The organism is Nostoc sp. 'Peltigera membranacea cyanobiont' 213 (assembly GCF_002245975.1).
Classification (GTDB): domain Bacteria; phylum Cyanobacteriota; class Cyanobacteriia; order Cyanobacteriales; family Nostocaceae; genus Nostoc.
In genome coordinates this window covers 1-20,597 of record NZ_NOLI01000136.1, presented here as the reverse complement: position 1 = coordinate 20,597, position 20,597 = coordinate 1, and the positions used below count along the sequence as shown (strand labels likewise).

The following is a 20,597-nucleotide window of genomic DNA, read 5'->3' as shown; positions in this document are numbered from 1 at the left end:
CAAATTTCAGCAATGTTAGAAGGGGTGAAGTAGTTTTCATCTTTGCTGGTAATTCCTTCGAGGTTTTTAATCAGGTACTTGCCACTGGTTCTGTGGTTGGGATCATTAGTAAGGTAGAAGCGATAGCCTCTAATCTCGTCATCATCCCCACCTCCTACACAGAGTTCTACTGTGATGGGGGCTTTACCCGATTCCTGGCTGTAGTTTTCTACATAGGCTTTAAAGTCTTCATGGGACTGGATAGAATCATCCTGAATTGAGGATGCGATCGCTTTAGAGAGTGTGTTTTCAATATGGCGGAGTTTGCGGCGATCTGTCAGGTTTTCCCATGAGCGATTTTGAGAATTTTGTCTTTGCTTAGGTTTGGTCAGTGTTTTGGTAGCCATAGGTACTCAAAGCTGATTGCCTTAGCAGTTAACCTAACAAGACTTTCTCTGGAAATAGCTAGACCAAATGGCGATTTATAAGTTGTCCAGTTGGCTAATAAACAAATTATACTAAGATAATCTTAAATCCTTATATAAAACTAAAAGTTGATTTTTTAAAAACAAAGGTGAATGTAAGCTTGTCATACAAAGCTTTCTTTCTCAATATACTTAGCAAGATTCAAGTAGGATTCCTATATTAAAGATGAGTAATCAGCTTTTAGATGCACTGCGAAAACTTGATCCATCAGGATTACAAGGCTTTGAGGGACTAGTTGCTCAATTGTTAGAAGCTTTAACTGAACGACGTTTCTATCTAGCTAAATCAGGTTCTCAAGAAGGACGCGATATGAGTTCTCGCCATTATGGCTCGAATGTCATAGCAGTAGAATGCAAACGTTACCAAAATACAAAATTGGATGAACGAGAATTATCAGGAGAATTAAGTCAAGCTAGTAGATCAATTCCAGATTTAGATATTTGGGTACTGATTGCTACTCGTGAGGTTGATTCAAAGTTAATTGACAACTTAACTAATGAAGCAATAAATCTCGGTATACATTTTGAAGTAATTGCAGAAGGTATTGAAAATCCAGATTCATTAGAAGTATTATGTGCTTATTCACCAAATATAGTAATTAAATTTTTAGAATCTATTATTTCGCCCAATCAAGTACAAGAATTGGAAGACTATTTGGATAATATTGCAATTCATCCTCAATTCCAGGCTAAGAAAGAAGTATTAAAATCTAAATTTTGTTCAGATATCATAGGTTATGACAACTGGCGAGTTAAACAAAATCAGCATTTTTTAGACTGCTTGAAATTAGAGATAAAATCTCGTGCCGCTTTTGGACAACCTATAAATATTTTCAGTAACGATGTAAGGTTTATTGAACGAAAAGAACTGCTAGATAAATTAAATAGTTGGTATTCAAACTGGGTAAATAATAAAAAAATATTTACTCTTTTAGGGGAAGAAGGTGACGGAAAGACATGGGGAATAGCTCATTGGTTAGGGATAAAAATACAGCAGTCTGATTTATTCCCTGCTGTTGCTTTTTTCTCATCAAATAAAATTAGTAACGATAACCCATCAATTCTATTTTCTAATCTTGTCGCTCATAAGCTAAATTTGCAACACGAACATTGTAAAAAACGTGTAGACCGGTGGTTTAATAACTCAAGTGATAATGTTCCAAGGCTGTTACTGGTATTGGATGGTATTAATGAGCGTTATGATAATTTATGGTGGAGAAATCTTTTAGAGCAACTTTCCGAAAATACATGGCTTCAGAATGTGGCAATAATAATCACTTGTCGTAATGAATATTGGAAACGGAACTTTGATAGTCTTAGTTATTTACCAATTAATAAATATGCTATTCCAGCTTATAATAATAATGAACTAACAGAAGCATTAAAAAATTATGAATTAAGCCGTTCTGACTTTTCAGATGAGTTGTTAAAATTACTCCGAAAACCACGCTATTTTAATCTGATGCTCAAACATCATAAAAGTATTGAAATTAATGGGGATATAACTGTTGAGCGATTGATTTATGAAGATTGGAAAGATAGGTTTAAAAGAAAGGCGATTACATTAGATGATGATAAATTTCGGGGATTAATTAGAGATTTAGCAGAAAAAACTAAAGAAGAAAATAAAAAGTATTTACGAGATAGAGACATAGAAGAAAGTTTATCATTTATCTCTAACAAATCTCAAGTTTTTGAAGAGCTTATAACTGGGGGTATCCTTAAAAACCAAGATACGAAAAATCAAATTGTTCCAGGATTTTTACATTATGGCTTTGGTTTATTACTAGTATATCAACTAAAAGAAGGTATGGAGCAAAGTGATAAAAATCCAGAAGAAATAATTTCTGAGTGGATAGAGCCACAGGCAGAAATGGATACTAAAGCAAAAATTTGTCACTATGCTAGTTTAATTGCTCTTACTGACCCCAATATTCCGCTAAAAGCAAAAACTTCTTTACTAAATGCCTGGATTAATAGTCGTAATCCAGGACTAGATATTGAGAAAGAATTTATTGCGTATTTGCCTTGTGATCCTCATGCGTACATTGAGTTGGCAGAGATTATAGGATCTAATACATTTCAAAATCCTTGGGCAGAAGAGTTACTAAAACGTGCCTTCATGAAATGGAAGGAATATGGGAATATATTAACAATTCTTTCATTGGCACTAGAGAAGTGGTTAGGATTTTTACATTGCTACGGGTTTTCACTTCAGCGTCATCCGTCAGTGAGCATAGAGGAAATCAGACACGAAATTAATGAACGGGCAGGACAGGAATTAAAACCAGGAAATTTTATATTTCAGGGTTACAACTTAACAGTAATTGAAGATGATGGACTACTTCGCCTTGGAAGACTTGCGCTAGGATTAATCTCCCGTCTGCCCAGACAAAATTTTGTTAGGGCTATTGCCACAGGAATTCTTGCAGAGGAAATTATGGGCTTTCCCAGCAAAGGCGATTTGTTTAATTGGGTGTTTCGTACTGCTCCTCAAACAGTATGGCATGAGGTTCAATCAGAGGTTGAACAACTTCTTGCATCGCAGAGTGGAGTAGCTAAAAAAGCTGCTTATCGGCTACTATCATACGAAGGAAGTCAGGAAGCCTATCAACTTCAGCAGGCATTACCTACAAACCTTTTTCCATCTAATACATACGATCCTTGTGATTTATATGTCCAATGGAGTCAGGATAATTATGAAACCTGCATACATAGGACTGACTTGAAACCTGGGTGGATAGCTGCATGTATACAATCAATCTGTATTAATCCAGAGTTAGTAGTTCCCGATGATCTCGGCAAGCGCCTTGAAGTATTAGTAGAACAAATTTCCATTAACTCAATTTGGTCTACATACTGGAGTAACTCAGATGATTCTAAATTCGAGCAATTTGAACCTGCTCTGTGTGCCTATGCACCGTATACTATAGCTGATTTAGTTAGGCAAATTATACGAAATATCGCGCAGCGAACAGGAATAAGCTTGCGACAATTGACCTTTAATATATTGGAAAATTATCTGATTATTGATTCAGAAGAAAAAAATAATATTTATCAGGTAGATTTTTCTCATGCTGTGGCGATTCTCGGATTTTTAGAAACCGATGCCGCTTTTACTCGCCTTAGTCAACTCAAAGAAGAACAACCAAACACTTGGAAGAAAGAAATAGTAAATATATCGCTCAATCATTGGCAAAGAAATGCTTGGGCTAAACACTGGTTTAAGTGCTTTATGAATACAGATGATCGGGTAATGGCATGGAGCTACTTTAGATTATTCTTACGTTGTGTTGATAGGCGATTCTGGTTATGGAAAGACAAATTTATTTGTAATATTTCATCGAATAATTTTCAAAAATTTTATTTTAATTTCCTTGAAGACAATATGAATGAAATAGAAAAATCAATCAAAAAACATGAAGAAGAGCTAGAAAAATATTTTCTTTGTTACAGAATATCTCATAATTTGTTGCAAAATATTACATTATTAAATTTCTAGTGATGCCTTATCTTAAGCTTATTACTACTTCTAGATGTTTCAGAATTTTGTAACCCATTGGTTTACAAATTATCTATAAATGTTGCTGCTGAATTTGATAAGTAGCGGTTTGCATATTGGCGAATTACTGGAGATAACTGATTTGCAACTTCAGTTCAACTCAATATTATGACTGCTAACATGGTGTCCATTGTTTGATAACTCATGTTTTCTATGAAGTAATCGCTCCCTCTTTAAAATCATATCTTCTAAATCATTTGCGGCTGCTTCTGAAAGTGGAAATATCTCCTCACCCGTCTGTAGATTACCTCGACAAATCGTCCGCTTACCTTCATTTCGGACAATAAAATCACCACTGGGTTGCACATAAGCAGTCCAATGGCTACCAATCTTAAACTGCTCAATTTCATTACTTGCAGATTGATTGGCTTGTCGCTGTTCGTAGGTAGTAGCGATCGCCCCTACTAAATTATCAAACATTTCTTTACGCCAGAGTTCACGGTGAATGGCTCGGAATTGCCCAGCAGTATCTAACTTTGGTTCTGATTCTGATTCCGGTAATGGAACTTCTGGCAGATTGATTGATTCAGGATTAACCTTGAGGATAATACTAGAGCCATCTGGTTGCAAAGTAGCTGCAAATGTAGCACCAATCGGCAGTTTCGGACTGTCAGGAGCAAAAGTGCCTAAATTCTTGCCATCAATCTGTAATATTGGTGTACCGTTGTAACGATAATGCTCTGGGTGTGATTCGGGTAACTCAAAAACTCCCACTTCCAGAGTAACGCTGCGCTTTTTCCATTGCTTACTAGCAAAGTTTTCATTTGCGAAGTGATTGTATTTGATACCCAACACTTTAATTTCATCAAACTGAAAATCTTGAAGCTGCTGACATACTTCCTCTGTAAACAGGTTATATGCCAAAGCACCAACACCTGAATCCTGACGTGATGTAGCCCAACTATGATCTGCGGGAGGAATAATTCTCAAATCCAAGGTGATATTAAGTTCATCTAAATCGTTAATGTTTTCACCAAATTTAGCTGCCAATTTATCAACTACTTTGGGGGATAAGTCTTTTAAAGCAAATTCAATCAGAGGTAATTGAGGATGAATAGTGGCATCAAATTTAATTCCCTTTTGTTCCAAAGATTCTTTCCATTTAATAGCACCTGCACCGAAAGGAACACTCAAAACATAAATATCCTGTGGTAATGCAACACTTGGCAGTTCATAATCGTGTTCAAACGAAAACGTAATTTCCATCTGTTCTGCCAGCTTTAAACAGTCTTTGCGATGCCGATCTAATTCTGGACGGGTGTGTTGTGTGTGCCACAGTGCCGCCGCGCCTTCTGTGCGAGACGCTACGCATTGGCGGAGCTTGTCCGCACGACTTACAAACCTCTCTTCTGGACTGGTGAATAATTCATCAATTTCCGCCCGATAGGTTTCATAAAGCTTTCCTAGTTCCTCATTAAAGGCTTCCCTGTCATCTCCCACCCGTTCCTTAATTTCGTCTCTAGCTTGCTGAAACCTTGTTTTCAGTTCTTCTGCCCATTCCAACGCATCTACAGATAGCGTCTCTTTGGGAAACAGGTAGCGAAACTCATGCCTATCTCTGCTGCGAATGCGTGTTGGTTCCCACACAGGATTGACTACAACTCTTGCAATGACGTTGATTGAGCCGGGAGCATCCGCAGGCATGGCAAAGGAACGATAAAGTCGTTCATCTTTCTTAAAGTCAAAGAAGTAACTGGGGTGAGACTCTGACCATTTTTTGGCATCGGCGAGTAAATTTTCCCCACCTATTTCTTTGATATCTTCCAATCTTTCTGCACTTTTGGGCGAATCTACCTCAACCTGAAGTGCCTGAAATAGACGGTTTAGTAGCTTCCTTTGTCGTTTTTCAAATCGCTCTACATTCTCCCCGTCTTGGGGCATTGATGACTGTACACGCCCAATATTTGTTGCTACCAGTCCTACTTTATTTTGACTGCTGGCAGCAGCAATATCTGCTAAATTTTTGTATTTTAAGTTGCCTTCTTCATCTGTGATTTCCGTATACGCCAGCTTAGGGCGTTGTTTAACTGGCTCAAATCGTCCCGGTTCACCTGCGCGGAGAGTTTCTTGAGCAATATTAGGCAGTTTACTGGCAGGGCTGACCATTAATTGGTCGCCGTCAAAATCGGCTTGGTGGTATTCCTCGGCATCCTTGGGGTGAATCCAAACTACGTTGCGAGTTTTCCTCAATTCTGGATCGTGGATATTTTGGTAGAGGCGGATGTTGTCTGAATTGACGATGGGGTAACGGGTGAGAATGACATCTCCTTCCGGTAGGTGGGGTACACAGATTGTGCCACGAGTTAGGCGAACGCATGGCATTGCCATACCCGAATTATGGTTGTATCCACCCTTAATCGCTAAGTCACGCCATTGATTGGCTATGTAATCGGTGGCGAACTTGCGAAATTTGGGGGTTTCAATCAATTGACCATATTTATCGCTGCGTAATAAGGAAATCCAGCGAGATTCCTGTGCTTGATTGTTAGCATTAGCCTCAATTTCGTTTAAAGCTTCTTCTGACTGCTCTTGCTGCGATGGCGGAACGCCCGCCGTAGGCGATCGCTGTTGTTTGTCATATTGTTGGATGATGTATTTTGCCAACACCAAGGGATTACGCTGTAACTCGGCAAGTTCTCTAGCTTTTTCTTCGGTGGGTTTGCTCAAATCTTGTTTGATTGCTTCTTCTGAGTACCAAATGGTAAACTGCCAACTATTATCGTAGCTGGTAGCTTTGGCGTTACCTCGATTCCCGATAACCGCTTGGGGAAACTCATAGTCACCGCAGGGTATTAAGTTTTTGAGTTCCGACTTTTTAATGCCTTTAATTGAGGAACGATCCATAATAATGTCGTATCCTTTGGCATCAGTCAAATTTGCATCGGGTAGGAAAGTACCTTTGGATAAAAAGCTGGTTTTTGGGCACTGATAATTATCTGGTTCAGCCCAATTACTCCTCCAGGCAAACCGAAATTGGAATGGACAATTCCCTTCTCCTCCCAATTGTTTGGCAAGTTGGGGCGAAATCTTGCCATGACAGTCTCCTGTTTTATAATCAGCATACTGTGGATCTTCAAAGTCCACAATTTTAACTCGCAGCCCTGTAAAAGTTTCTGAGCCTTTGTAGCAATTACTAACTAGTAAAGAACCATAGCGACAGGCAGTATCCGGTTCTGTAGCGAATAAGCGTCTAATTTTTTTATGCAGTGAACCATCAGCAAAGTAATAACTATTGCCAGAACTGAAAGCTAACTTGCGTCGGATTCCATCCTGAAAGGTTCTTTGTCTTAAATGGTTGGCATCTGGATTTTTACTGTCAATTTTAACCAGTAGTAGAGATTGTAAATCTTCTGCTTCAAACATCTGTTCGAGCAGAGAATTTTTAATGATTTCTGGTTCAGATAAATATCTCCCCTTACCATTGTTATACGACCCATCAAAGATAGGTATGCTCAAACCAGAACCTTCTAAGACTCTAGTGGTTAAATCCATTACCAATCATCTATTAGATAGCTTATCTAGCAAGCATGAAACTCCAATATTCACCTTGGCACGAAATTACACTCAATAAAATCATCCAAGTGGATAATTTACTGATTTCATGGCAGACGGTATTTTATACGGTATTAGCTCTGCTAGCAGACTTCCAAGAAAGTTAAATAGCTGAACAGCGCTTTTAATCGTATTATCATTTTCCCACTGTGTTACTTAAGCTACACAATTTTGAAGCTCCCACTAGATTTTATGAATAAAAGAATTCAACGACTAGAAGATGGTTTATTAGTAATGCTTTATGATGATGACTTAGATTCGCCAGGAGATGAGTTGATCGTTCCTTCTGATAATATCTCCCAAGATGAGCATTACCCCGAATATGCTCATCTCAAACCTGGTGAAAGCATAATAATTAAGAAAATTCCTATCAAACCTACATCAGGTTATTATTATCCAAGTGGATATGAAGATTTAGATGAATTTCTCAATAGCGATCCTAGCGCAATTGATAGACTAGGTGATGAAAGTTCAACTACTCGTGGTTGGCGTCCACCTGAACCAGATGAATCTTGGTAAAACTTCCCTTAAGAAGCACGCATTTTTACCCTTCTGTAGTTTTTCAATTTGGATTTGTCCTTTCTTCTAGCTATTATTTTTATTTAAAGTAACTAGTACAGCACGGCGGAAATAAACAGACCATATTGGTGGGAGAATAAATAATCAGGTTAAAACCCATTTGGGGGGGCATGAGAATTACTGTATAGTTTGAGGTATTGCCAGATTATCCTCTCAAGAGTTGCTTTATGATTACTCTACCTGGTATTGCCATTCAAAACAAGATATACGAAAGTTCTAATTCTCTAGTTTATCGGGGCATCAGAGACGATGGAGTAGCGATCGCCGTAAAAATGCTAAAGCTTGATTATCCCTCTCCCCAAGAACTAACCCGCTACAGACAGGAATATAAAATTACCCGTTCCCTCAACTTGGAGGGAGTGGTGAAGGCATACAGTCAGCAAGACTATCAACGCACTCTGGTGATTCTCTTAGAAGATTTTGGGGGAGAGTCCCTAGAGCAATGGATGCACAAGCGCCCAGATATCTTCTGCCCCATGCCTTTATCCCAATTTTTAAGTCTTGCGATCGCCCTCACCGATATTCTAGGCAGAATCCATGCAGCCAGTGTCATTCATAAAGATATCAACCCTGGAAATATAGTTCTCAATCTGGATACTGGCGTTGTCAAAATTATTGACTTTGGAATTGCCACCCAATTTAACCGCACGAATCCGACTTTCAAAAGTCCTCATGTTTTAGAAGGGACACTCGCATACTTATCTCCAGAGCAAACCGGGCGGATGAACCGTTTACTCGATTACCGCACCGATTTTTACTCCCTTGGTGTGACCTTCTACAAACTGCTAACCGGATATCTGCCGTTTCCCACAACGGATATATTGGAACTAGTCCATTGTCATATTGCCAAACAGCCACCTTCACCTCATGAAATAAATACAACGATTCCCAAGCCAGTTTCAGATATCATTCTCAAACTGATGGCAAAAAATGCTGAAAATCGCTATCAAAGTGCCTGGGGCATCAAAGCAGATTTAGAAATCTGTGCTGAACAATTAGAAGAAATCGGTCAAATATCTAGCATTCAACTGGCGCTTCAAGACGTTTCGGATCAGTTTCAAATTCCCCAAAAACTGTATGGACGGGACAAGGAAGTTGCAATGTTACTGGCGGCGTTTGATCGCGTAGCGTGTTCAGAGTCAAATCGCGTTGCTTCTTTACAAAACAATTCAGAAACAACTTCACAAAGCGAACAAAGAGGCAAACCAAAATTCCAAGTCGAAATGATGTTGGTATCTGGCTATGCTGGCATTGGGAAATCTGCGTTAGTGCAAGAAATCTATAAACCAATTACCCAAAAACGCGGCTATTTTATCTCTGGTAAATTCGATCAATTTCAGCGCAATATTCCCTACAGTGCGATCGCAGATGCTCTGCAAAAATTGGTACGGCAATTACTTAGTGAACCAGACGAACAAGTGCAACAGTGGCGATCGCTCTTACTTACAGCTTTGGGAAACAATGCACAAATCATCATTGATATCATCCCAGAAGTTGAATTAATTATCGGCAAGCAGTCGCCTGTACCAGAAGTGGGAGCAACTGAAGCTCAAAATCGCTTTCATCGAATCTTTGGGCAGTTCGTGCAGGTGTTTTGTTCAGAATCACATCCCCTGGCGATATTCTTAGATGATTTGCAATGGATAGACTCAGCAACGCTGAATTTAATTGAGTTGATGCTGCTGGATGAGCAAGCCCAATCATTATTTTTAATTGGAGCTTATCGAGATAACGAAGTAAATCCAACACATCCATTAGCATTAATGCTAGAGAAACTGCGAAAACAAGGGGCAGTGCTTCAGGAAATTATCTTAGCACCCTTAACGCTTGAGCCGTTGAATCAGTTGATTGCCGAGACGCTACATCGGAATGCAGACATCGTTCGTCCCTTAGCTGAGTTAGTTTTGCGTAAAACTGAGGGCAATCCGTTCTTTGTCAGTGAATTTTTGAGAATGCTGTATAGCGAGAATCTGCTGACATTTGATGCTGAAGACTTAAGCTGGCAATGGAACATAGCTCAGATCCAAGCCCAAGGTATTACTAATAATGTGGTTGAGTTGATGCTTCACAAGTTGAATAAACTACCAGAAAATACACAGCAAATTCTCCGGTTAGCTGCTTGTGTCGGCGCTGAATTTAATTTAAATACTTTATCGATTGTTTGCGATCAACCACCTGAAACGATTTTTCAAGATTTACTAACAGCCATACAAGTTGGATTAATTCAACCACTATCTGAATTAGATGAAAACTTGTTAATTCAAGAGTATAAGTTCTTGCACGATCGCGTGCAGCAAGCCTCATACACCTTAATCGATGAGTCGCAAAAACAAATTGTTCATTTACAAATTGGTCGCAATCTCCTCGGAAAAACTTTGCCAGAGAGACTATCAGACCGACTGTTTGAAATTGTCGATCATCTTAATCACGGAATTGAGCTTGTCACAGATCAACTAGAACGCAGTGAAATTGCTAGATTAAATTTAATCACAGGACAGAAAGCAAAAGCTGCGATCGCCTACGGTGTGGCTCAAAACTATTTAGCCAGAGCAAGAGCATGGCTGGCAGACTCCAGTTGGCAAACTAACTATGAGATGACTTTAGAGTTATATACAGAAACAACAGAAGTCGCGTATTTGTGTGGCGAGTTTGAGCAGGTAGAATCCTGGGCAGTGGTTGTTCTGCAAGCAGCCAAAACAGTTCTCGACATCGTGAAAATTTACGAAGTCAAAATTCAAACTGACATCGCGCAAAACCAGCTATTAAAAGCAATCAACACTGGATTGCAAGTTTTGCAGCAACTGGGAATCAGTTTTCCTGAAACGCCAACTCAGTCAGACATTCAGCTTGAGCTAGACGCGATCGCATCACTCATTGGCGAGAAGCCAATCGAGGACTTGCTCCATTTGCCGGAAATGACCGAACCGGACAAGTTGGCGGCGATGCGAATCTTATCAAGCATCACGATCGCAGCCTATGTTGCGGCTCCTGATTTGATGCCTCTGCTTGTCTCTAAACAAGTAAACTTATCAATTCAATCTGGTAATGCTGTTGTATCTCCCTTTGCCTATGCCTTTTACGGATTAATTCTTTGTGGAACGAGTGGGAACATTGAGATTGGGTACGAGTTTGGACAACTTGCGCTAAATCTATTGTCACACCTTAATGTTCATTCCCTCAGAGCTAGAACATTACTCATTGTGAATAATTTTATTATTCATTGGAAAGAGCATATTAGAAACACAATTCAGCCCTTGCTAGAAGCCTACCAAAGAGGTTTAGAAGTTGGAGATTTAGAGTTTGCTGCTTATTGCGCTCATTGTTATTGCTTCCAATCCTACGCAGTTGGAAAGGAACTCGTAGAAGTTGAGCGCGAGATGACGAAATACAGTGAAGCAATTCGTCAAATCAAACAGAAAACGGCGCTAACCTGGAACAAAATATATCAGCAGACTATCGCAAATTTGATGGGCTTTTCGGTCAGCCTAACTCGCTTAGTTGGCGAATTCTACAACGAAGAAAAGGGATTGCCACAACATGAAGTAACAAATGATGGAACGGCAACCTTTGATGTCTATTTCCATAAACTTTTCCTGTGCTACCTATTTTCTGAGTATGCTCAGGCAGTTAAAAACTCAACCATAGCAGAACGTTATTTAATCCGAATAACAGGCACACCTCTTGCTCCTTTTTACTATCTATATGATGCGCTGGCAAGACTCGCCATATACTCTGAAAGCAGCGCTCAAGTGCAGGAGGAACTCCTCAAAAAAGTTACGGTTAGTCAGGAGAAAATGAAGCAATGGGCACAGTATGCGCCAATGAATTGTTTGCATAAATATCATTTGGTGCAAGCAGAGACGGCACGAGTTTTGAGCCAGTGGTTTGAAGCAGAAGAATTCTATGAACAAGCAATTCAAGGAGCCAGGGAAAATGAATATATCCAGGAAGAGGCGTTAGCTTATGAGTTAGCTGCTAAACATTATCTGGTGCGAGGTCGGAAAAAGATCGCCCAAACCTACATGAAAGAAGCTCACTACTGCTATGAACGGTGGGGAGCAACTGCGAAAGTCAAAGATTTAGAAACTCGCTATCCGCAGCTATTTCCTGAACAGTCGAGCGTGGCTTCCACACCAATCCGCACTACTGCTGGAAACACCTTTAATACCTCACACACCGCTTTTGATTTAACGGCAGTGATGAAGGCAATTCAGGCGATTTCGAGCGAAATTGAACTAGATCAGCTGCTCCGTTCCCTGATGAAGATATTAATCGAAAATGCTGGCGCACAAACAGGTTCTCTGATTTTAGAAAACTCAGGAAAATGGGTGATTGAAGCGTCTAGTGAACTTAATGAGGGTGAGAATGTCTATGCTACACAAGTGCTGCAATCTATCCCAACTGCAAATAATCTACCTGAATCCATTATTAATTATGTTATTCGTACTCATGAATCTGTCATCTTAAATGATGCTACTCGTGAAGGTAATTTTATTAATGAGCCATATATTCAACAGAATCAAACTCAATCAATTTTATGTTTACCTCTGCTCAATCAAGGTAAGCTAGTGGGCGTGTTGTATTTAGAAAATAAATTAGCGGCTGGAGCATTTACACCGGAGCGAGTCTCCAAAGGAGACGCTACGCGATCGCAAGTTCTGAATCTACTTTCTACTCAAGCAGCGATCGCAATTGAAAATGCCAAACTCTACTCAAAGCTCCGCGCTAGGGAAAGTCAGATGACTCAATTTTTAGAAGCGATTCCAGTGGGAATTGGCATTGTTGACGCGACAGGTCGCCCTTACTATGTCAATCAGCGCGGAATTGAGCTTATGGGTAAAGGCGTTGATCCTGCTGCGACACCAGAGCAACTTTCAGAAATTTATCAATTTTACGTGACGGGAACGGATCAAATCTATCCGTCAGAGAAACTGCCAATTATCCGGGCGTTGAGTGGCGAACGCACCAGGACTGACGATATAGATATTCGCCAAAACAACGCAACTATTCCATCTGAGGCATGGGGAACTCCAGTCTTTGACGAACAGGGCAATGTGATTTATGCGATCGCAGCCTTTCAAGACATCACAGAGCGTAAACAAACCGAACATCTCTTAGCCAATTACAATCGTACCTTGGAGCAACAAGTAGCCCAACGAACGGCAGCTTTACAGCAAAGTGAAGTAGAATTGCGCCATCGGGAACAGGAATTACGACTGATTGCCAACGCTCTACCAGTTCTGATCGGCTATGTAGATGCCAATCGATGTTATCAATTCATCAACCATACCTATGAGGTCTGGTTTAACCGTAGCCGCGATGAAATTCTGGGCAACTCTGTTCGCCAACTTCTCGGTGAGGCTGTTTATCAACGAGTTGAGCCGTACATTAATCAGGTGTTTGCAGGGCAGACGGTACTTCTAGAAACAGAGATCCCTTTTCCGCTTGGCAAGCGATGCCTCAACGCGACCTTTATTCCTGATTTCAATGACAATGCTCAAGTGAGAGGCTTCTACAGCCTCATGACAGATATTAGCGATCGCAAACAAGCAGAAGAAGTGTTGCGTCAGTCCGAGGCGCAATTTCGGGAACAGGCAATCCTCTCCGATTTTCGCGCCGATGTGGATAGTGCCTTGGCTCAAAGTGCTAGTTTGCCCTTGATACTGCATCGCTGTGCCCAAGCCGTTGTTAAGCACTTTAATGCGGCATTTGCTCGGATTTGGACACTAAATAAAGACAATAATGTTTTGGAGTTACAAGCCAGTGTGGGGATGTATACCCGTCTTGACGGTGAATACAGTCGAATTCCTGTAGGTAGCCTTAAAGTTGGACGAATTGCTCAGGAATGCTGCCCTCTGTTGACTAACAATGTGTTTGATGAACCATCCATTGATAAAGAATGGGCAAAACGAGAAGGCATGGTGGCATTTGCGGGCTATCCGATACTGCTGGATGAGCAACTTGTTGGAGTTATAGCGATGTTTACTCGACATCCCATTCCGTCGTCCAACTTTGAGGCGTTGGAGTTTTCAGCCCGTGAGATTGCATTAGGAATTAGACGCAAACAGGCAGAAGAAGCGTTGCAAGCCTCCGAAGCAGAACTTCAGGCGCTCTTTTGTGCAATGCCCGATCCGCTCTTGGTAGTAAATGCAGAAGGGCGGATTCTGAGAGCAAGCCTGATCGAGTCAGAGAAATTATCTAACCCGATTGACGAACAGGTGGGTCGAACATTTTCCGAAATTTTTGAGCGATCGCAAGCCGATACATTTCTTGGCTGTATTCGGCAAGCATTAAGCACTCAGCAGCCCCTAACGGTTGAGTATAGCTCGATCGTGGGAGGGTGGAAAACCTGGTTTGCAACTCGTATCTCGCCCATCTCAGAACATTCTGTCATTTGGCTAACAAGAGATATCAGCGATCGCAAACGAGCCGAAGAAGCCTCCATTCTAGAAGAGCGCAATCACATGGCACGGGAAATTCACGACACTTTAGCCCAAGCGTTTACAGGTATTATCATTCATGCTCGCTCTGCCTCCAATAAGGTAACGGCAGACCCAGAAAAAGCGCAAACTCTCCTCACTCAGCTCCTCGACTTAGCCCGTTCTGGGCTTGCGGAGGCACGTCGTTCAGTAGAGGCACTACACCGTCCATACCTTTTAGAGAGCAGTAACTTACAGGATGCCTTAAGCCGTCTTGCTGCTGAATTAAACTCCTCGATCGCAACCCAAATCGTCTACGAAGTCACAGGTACACCCTATCCCCTATCCTCCGATCTGGAAAATAATCTGTTTCGGATTGGGCAGGAAGCTTTGACAAATGCAATAAAACATGCTGAGGCACGTGAGATCCACATTGAACTGATCTATGAACCGACCCAATGCAGCTTGCGAATTAAAGACGATGGGCAGGGATTTAATGTAGAAAACCAGGCGATGCAGAATGGCTTTGGTCTACTGGGGATGGCAGAACGGGCTGAACGCATTAGAGCCGAATTAAAGATTCAAAGTGACTTAGAGCAAGGGACAGAAATCGCAGTATCTATTAATCGGGGGTTAAGTCAGCATGAATCAGCCTAATAGCATTCGCGTTCTGGTTGTGGACGATCATCCTGTTGTCCGCCAGGGTTTGATCGGAATGTTAGAGGAGGCTCCAGATATTGTCATTGTTGGTCAGGGGCGAAATGGGCATGAGGCGATCGCAGTTTTTCAGCAACAGCAACCTGATGTGACTTTGATGGATTTACGGATGCCCGATATGGGAGGTGTTCAGGCGATTACGCTTATTTGCAACGAGTTTTCTAATGCTCGAATTATTGTGCTGACCACGTATGACACCGATGAAGAGATTTATCGAGGATTACGAGCCGGGGCAAAGGGTTATTTACTGAAGGACTCTGAGCCAGAGGAATTATTGACAGCAATTCGGACAGTGAGCAGGGGACAACAGTATATTCCCCTCAACGTGGCTGCCAAGCTAGTCCAACGGATGACTGCTCCAGAACTGAGCGATCGTGAGTTAGAAGTTCTCAAGTTAGTCGGACAGGGCATGAGCAACCAGGAAATTAGCACTGCTCTCAATATTAGTGAAAGTACAGTGAAGACTCATATCAACCGAATTTTAAGCAAGCTAGATGTCAAAGATCGCACCCAGGCAGCCATTATTGCGTTGAAACGCGGAATTGCTAGCTTGTGAACTACCTACACCGATCTAACTTTTAGTCTCTGAGGCAATCAAACCTGAGTTTGATTCGTTCTACTCCCTCAAATTGACTCATCCTCAATCATTTTGTTGATTAAAATATAGACCCTGAATTGACGACAAGCCTAAGCAAGTCTCATACATTAAACTTAGGACTTACGCAGAAACCATCTGCAACTCTTATTCCTTCGTGTCCTTCGTGTCTTCGTGGTTCGTTTTTCCGTTACCTGTGCGTAAGTCCTAAAACTCATACAAACGATTATAGGCTTGAAGGGAAGAAATTTCAGAGGGCAGACGATGAATCTCTTTTCCTCAAAGATTTAAAATGAGGGTTTAGAATGAGCAATGTTATTCCTGGCGACCCTTGCGGTAACTGCGAAGCAGAGCGCGATCAATTAGTTGTACTTCCTTCTGAGCAAGACCATCGACAAGGATCGTTGAATGCTCGCGTTGTGCTTGTTGAGTATGGGGATTATCAGTGTCCCCAATGTAGTGAACTTTATACCTCAATTCAGGCAATTCAACGCCAGCTTGAGGCGACCTTATTCGGGAGAGATTCTCTATGCTTTGTATTCCGACATTTTCCTCAACCTCAAATCCATCCTCAAGCTCAAAAGGCAGCAGCAGCAACAGAAGCAGCAGCAACACAAGGTCAGTTTTGGCAGATGCACGAGATGCTATTGAAGCATCAGCAAAAGCTAGAAGATGGGTATTTAGCAGAATACGCTGACAATTTAGGGCTTGATGTAACTCAGTTTATTCGAGACATTGCTCAAAAAGTGCATGTCGATCGCATCAATCAAGACATTGCTAGCGGAATGGATAGTGGGGTAGTTAGCACTCCAGCTTTATTTATCAATGGTGTGCGTTATAGAGATGCTTTAGAGCTTGAGCCACTACTTGTTGCGATCGTTGGCGCTTCTCATGGCTAGTAGTTCGCCAAGTGAACTTGGCGGGGTAAAGGGTAAGGGAGAAGGGGGAAAGGTTTTAAATCCCTTACCCTTTCCCCTTTCCCCTTTCCCCAGACCTCACCTAGCATTTTTGGGTTGGCAGACTACTAGTATTTTCTGTCAATAAATGGACTAACGTGCGCGAACTGCCCTAAATGAGGAATCTGATTGATGAGCAGTCTTCTCAAGCAAGTTGTAGCTCAAGTTTCCAGAACGGTGCCATTGCAGACGGTTTTGATTGTGCCGTTTGTGCTGCAAACTTTGGTGACAGTCGGCTTAGTGGGGTATTTTTCCTTCCAAAATAGACAGGAAGCCATCAACGATCTCACCAGTCAACTGCGGCGCGAACTGACGAACCGGATCGAAGGCAAACTACAAACCTATACTGAGATACCCCATAACATCAATCGGCTCAATGCCAGCACCTTCGCTCAGGGAAAAATTGACCCTAGCGCAGTCAAAGGTGAGTTTCCACTCTGGCAGCAAATTCAGATTTATCCAATGGTGAGTGATATCTACTGTGGCGATCGCAAAGGTTCTCTTCTAGGGGTGCGACGTAGCCCTGCCGATCGCTCAATTGAACTGCGGTCGAGTAATGTTGCTACAGATCGTAAACTCTACGGCTACAGCCTCGATCGCAATGGTCAGCGAGACCAGTTAATCAGTCAAGGCAACAAAGCCTTCGATGCGCGGGTTCGTCCCTGGTATAAAGCAGCAGTGACGGTAGGCGAACCAAGCTGGAGTGGAATCTATGCCGACTTTGCTAGCCAGTTGCCAACGATCACCGCCAGTACGCCTGTCTATAGCACTGCCGATCGATCGCTGTTGGGAGTCTGTGCCACCGATGTATTTCTGCCTAATGAGATGAGCCGTTTTTTGGCTAGCCTGCAAATTGGCAAGAAAGGCATTGCCTTTATTCTAGAGCGATCGGGGCAACTGGTTGCCACCTCCACCGGAGAGGCGATCATAAGTGGTGGGGCGGCAGGAAATCGATTGTCCGCAGTTGAGAGCCGTAACCCTACCGTGCGAGCTACTGCTGCCTATTTGCGCGAGCATTTCAGCGATTTGTGGCAGATCCAGACTGCGGAACAGCTTGATTTTAAGTTTGATGGCAGGCGGCAGTTGATTCAGGTGATGCCATTCAAAGATACTCGTGGGCTAGACTGGCTGATTGTCACGGTGTTGCCTGAATCCGATTTCATGGCCAAGATTAATCAAAGCATCCGCACGACGATTCTGCTTTGTGTTGCGGTTTTGCTGCTTGGCATTGCGATCTGCATTTTGATTGCCCGATGGATCGCTAAACCGATTGTCAGGGTCAGTCAATCGGCAAAAGCGCTAGCAGACGGTGCATGGAATCAGACGGTAGAAATTGAGCGATCGGGCGATTTGGGCGAACTGGCTCGATCGTTCAACCAGATGGCACAGCAACTTCAAATCGCATTTGCCAAAATGCAGTCTTTAAACCAGACCCTCGCCCAAAGTGAAACCCGCCTCCAGAAAATTTTAGAGTCGGTTCCGGTAGGAATTGTAGTTATGGATGCAACAGGTCGCCCTTATTATGCAAATCAGAAGGCAATCCAACTCTTGGGCAAGGGTGTGCTGCCGTCTGTCATCCCAGAGCAAATTGCCGAGGTCTATCAACTCTATGTGGCAGGAAGCGATCGCCCCTACCCAACCGAACAACTGATGATTAGGCGAGCGCTAAACGGCGAACAGGGCAGTGTGGATGATATCGAAATTCACCAGGGGAATCGCATCATTCCGATCGAAAGTTGGGGAACTCCAATTTTTGATGAGTCTGGCAACATTCTGTATGCGATCGCAGCCTTTCAAGACATCACCGAACGTAAACAAGCAGAGAAGCTTTTAGCAGAATACAATCGCACCCTAGAGCAACAAGTTGCAGAACGAACGACAGCATTGCAGGCAAACGAAGCAGAGCTACGCGGTGTCTACGAGGAGCTTCGCTTACAGGAGCAGGAATTACGACTGATTGCCGACGCTCTACCCGTTCTGATTAGCTACGTCGATGCCAATCGCTGCTTTCAATTTATCAACCGTACCTATGAGGTTTGGTTCAACTGTAGCCGTGAGGAAATTTTGGGCAACCCTGTTCGCCAACTGCTCGGTGAGGCAGTTTATGAACGAGTTGAGCCGTATATTAATCAGGTATTTGCAGGGCAAACTGTCCTTCTAGAAGCAGAAATCCCTTTTCGGGATGATAAGCGGTGCATCAGCGCCACCTTTATTCCTGATTTCGATGACAATGCTCAGGTAAGAGGTTTCTACAGTCTCATGACAGACATTAGCGATCGTAAACGAGCTGAACACACTTCTATCTTAGAAGAACGCAACCGGATGGCGCGAGAAATTCATGATACACTAGCTCAGTCTTTCACAGGTATTCTGCTTCAAGTTGGAGCAGTAACACAAGTGCTGGCGGACGACCCGGAAGCAACCCAAGTACATCTGGAAATGATTGAGGAACTAGCACGCGCTGGGCTGGCAGGGACACGGCGATCCGTATCAGCACTCCGTCCGCGGCTACTAGAAGAAGGTAATTTAGAGAGTGCCTTGCATCGTATTGTGGCTCAAATGCGAGCAATGACCGACACGGCTCTGATTTACGAAACTCAGGGTATAGCCTATTCTTTATCAATCGAAGTGGAGAATAACTTACTCAGAATTGGGCAGGAAGCATTAACCAATGCGATTAAATACGCTTATGCTGGCGAAATTCGGGTTGAGTTAGTGTACAACGAAACACAGTGTATCTTACGGGTTAAAGACGATGGCAGGGGCTTTGGAGTAGGTAGCACTCCTTTGAGCGGTGGGTTTGGCTTATTAGGAATGAGCGAACGGGCAGAACGCATTGGCGCACAACTATTGATTCAAAGCCAACCGGGACAGGGAACAGAAATTATTGTCACCACCAATCGAGTGTGAAGAATTACAATGAGCCAATCCACTACGATTCGAGTGTTGATTGTTGACGACCATGCCATAGTCAGAAAGGGTCTAGCAACCATCATTAACCGCGATCCAGAAATGACCGTGATTGCTCAAGCTGAAGATGGGCAGCAGGCGATCGCTCTCTTTCGTGAATACCAACCTGATGTCACGCTAATGGATTTACGAATGCCCAAAATGGGAGGTGTTGAAGCCATTATGGCGATTTGTGCTGAATTTAAGCAGGCTCGAATCGTGGTACTTACAACCTACGATGGCGATGAAGATATCTATCGCGGTTTACAGGCAGGCGCTCAAGGCTATCTGCTTAAAGATTCTAAACTTGGCGAGCTTTTGAATGCGATTCGCGCCATTCATAATGGTCAGAAATACATTCCGCCAGAAGTGGGCGCAAAATTATTGCAGCGAATGACCAATCCAGAACTGAGTGAACGAGAGTTGGAAGTGCTGCGTTTGATGGCACAAGGAATGGGTAATCAAGAAATTGGGACTGCTTTGATTATTGGTGAAAGTACCGTCAAATCCCATGTAAATCGGATTTTAAGCAAACTGGGAGTAAGCGATCGCACACAAGCCGTGATTACTGCTGTTAAGCGTGGGATTGTCAGTTTGTAACAGGACTTACGCAAAATTATGAAAAAACGAACCGCGAAGAACGCAAAGAACGCGAAGGAAAGAGGGTTTCAGAGAGTTATTGCGTAAGTCCTATGTTAAGTGGGAAAAGAAGGGAAGTGAATCTTTAGGGACTTCCAAAGAATAAATTAATCAACAAAAACCAAGAATCCAATTTTAAACAATAATGATAATCATTTTAAGGGG

9 protein-coding genes and 1 pseudogene are annotated in these 20,597 nt (G+C 42.3%); 8 read left to right on the top strand and 2 right to left on the bottom strand.

Annotated elements, in window-relative coordinates:
• Window positions 1–386 (bottom strand): annotated as a pseudogene (locus CDG77_RS27145) (hypothetical protein); the annotation flags it as partial.
• 244 nt (window positions 387–630) lie between these two features.
• On the opposite strand from CDG77_RS27145, the gene CDG77_RS27140 reads away from it, so the two are divergent.
• Window positions 631–3,966: an NACHT domain-containing protein gene (locus CDG77_RS27140; protein WP_094332389.1), complete on the top strand. Its 3,336-nt coding sequence runs from the start codon at window positions 631–633 to the stop codon at window positions 3,964–3,966.
• A 150-nt stretch (window positions 3,967–4,116) separates the two neighbouring features.
• On the opposite strand, the gene CDG77_RS27135 is transcribed toward CDG77_RS27140, so the two are convergent.
• Complete coding sequence (locus tag CDG77_RS27135; RefSeq protein ID WP_094332388.1) at window positions 4,117–7,518, bottom strand: RNA dependent RNA polymerase; 3,402 nt, start codon at window positions 7,516–7,518, stop codon at window positions 4,117–4,119.
• Window positions 7,519–7,553: 35 nt separating this feature from the next.
• On the opposite strand from CDG77_RS27135, the gene CDG77_RS38680 reads away from it, so the two are divergent.
• The 7 genes from CDG77_RS38680 (at window position 7,554) to CDG77_RS27105 (ending at window position 20,393) form a co-directional block, all read left to right on the top strand.
• On the top strand, window positions 7,554–7,685 hold the full coding sequence (locus CDG77_RS38680) for a hypothetical protein (RefSeq protein ID WP_262985178.1): 132 nt from the start codon (window positions 7,554–7,556) through the stop codon (window positions 7,683–7,685).
• Window positions 7,686–7,770: 85 nt separating this feature from the next.
• The gene (locus tag CDG77_RS27130) at window positions 7,771–8,097 is read left to right on the top strand and encodes a hypothetical protein (protein WP_094332387.1); all 327 of its coding nucleotides are present in this window, start codon (window positions 7,771–7,773) and stop codon (window positions 8,095–8,097) included.
• Window positions 8,098–8,324: 227 nt separating this feature from the next.
• Window positions 8,325–15,233: an AAA family ATPase gene (locus CDG77_RS27125; protein ID WP_094332386.1), complete on the top strand. Its 6,909-nt coding sequence runs from the start codon at window positions 8,325–8,327 to the stop codon at window positions 15,231–15,233.
• A complete protein-coding gene (locus tag CDG77_RS27120; RefSeq protein ID WP_094332385.1) occupies window positions 15,220–15,849 on the top strand; it encodes a response regulator in 630 nt (209 codons plus the stop codon). Before CDG77_RS27125 ends, CDG77_RS27120 begins: the two co-directional genes overlap by 14 nt.
• Window positions 15,850–16,193: 344 nt before the next feature.
• A complete protein-coding gene (locus tag CDG77_RS27115) occupies window positions 16,194–16,787 on the top strand; it encodes a DsbA family protein (protein WP_094332384.1) in 594 nt (197 codons plus the stop codon).
• 189 nt (window positions 16,788–16,976) lie between these two features.
• Window positions 16,977–19,754 (top strand): PAS domain-containing protein, encoded by a 2,778-nt coding sequence (locus CDG77_RS27110; RefSeq protein WP_094332383.1) that lies wholly within the window; start codon window positions 16,977–16,979, stop codon window positions 19,752–19,754.
• Between the two features lie 9 nt (window positions 19,755–19,763).
• The gene (locus CDG77_RS27105; protein ID WP_094332382.1) at window positions 19,764–20,393 is read left to right on the top strand and encodes a response regulator; all 630 of its coding nucleotides are present in this window, start codon (window positions 19,764–19,766) and stop codon (window positions 20,391–20,393) included.
• Window positions 20,394–20,597: the final 204 nt, after the last annotated feature.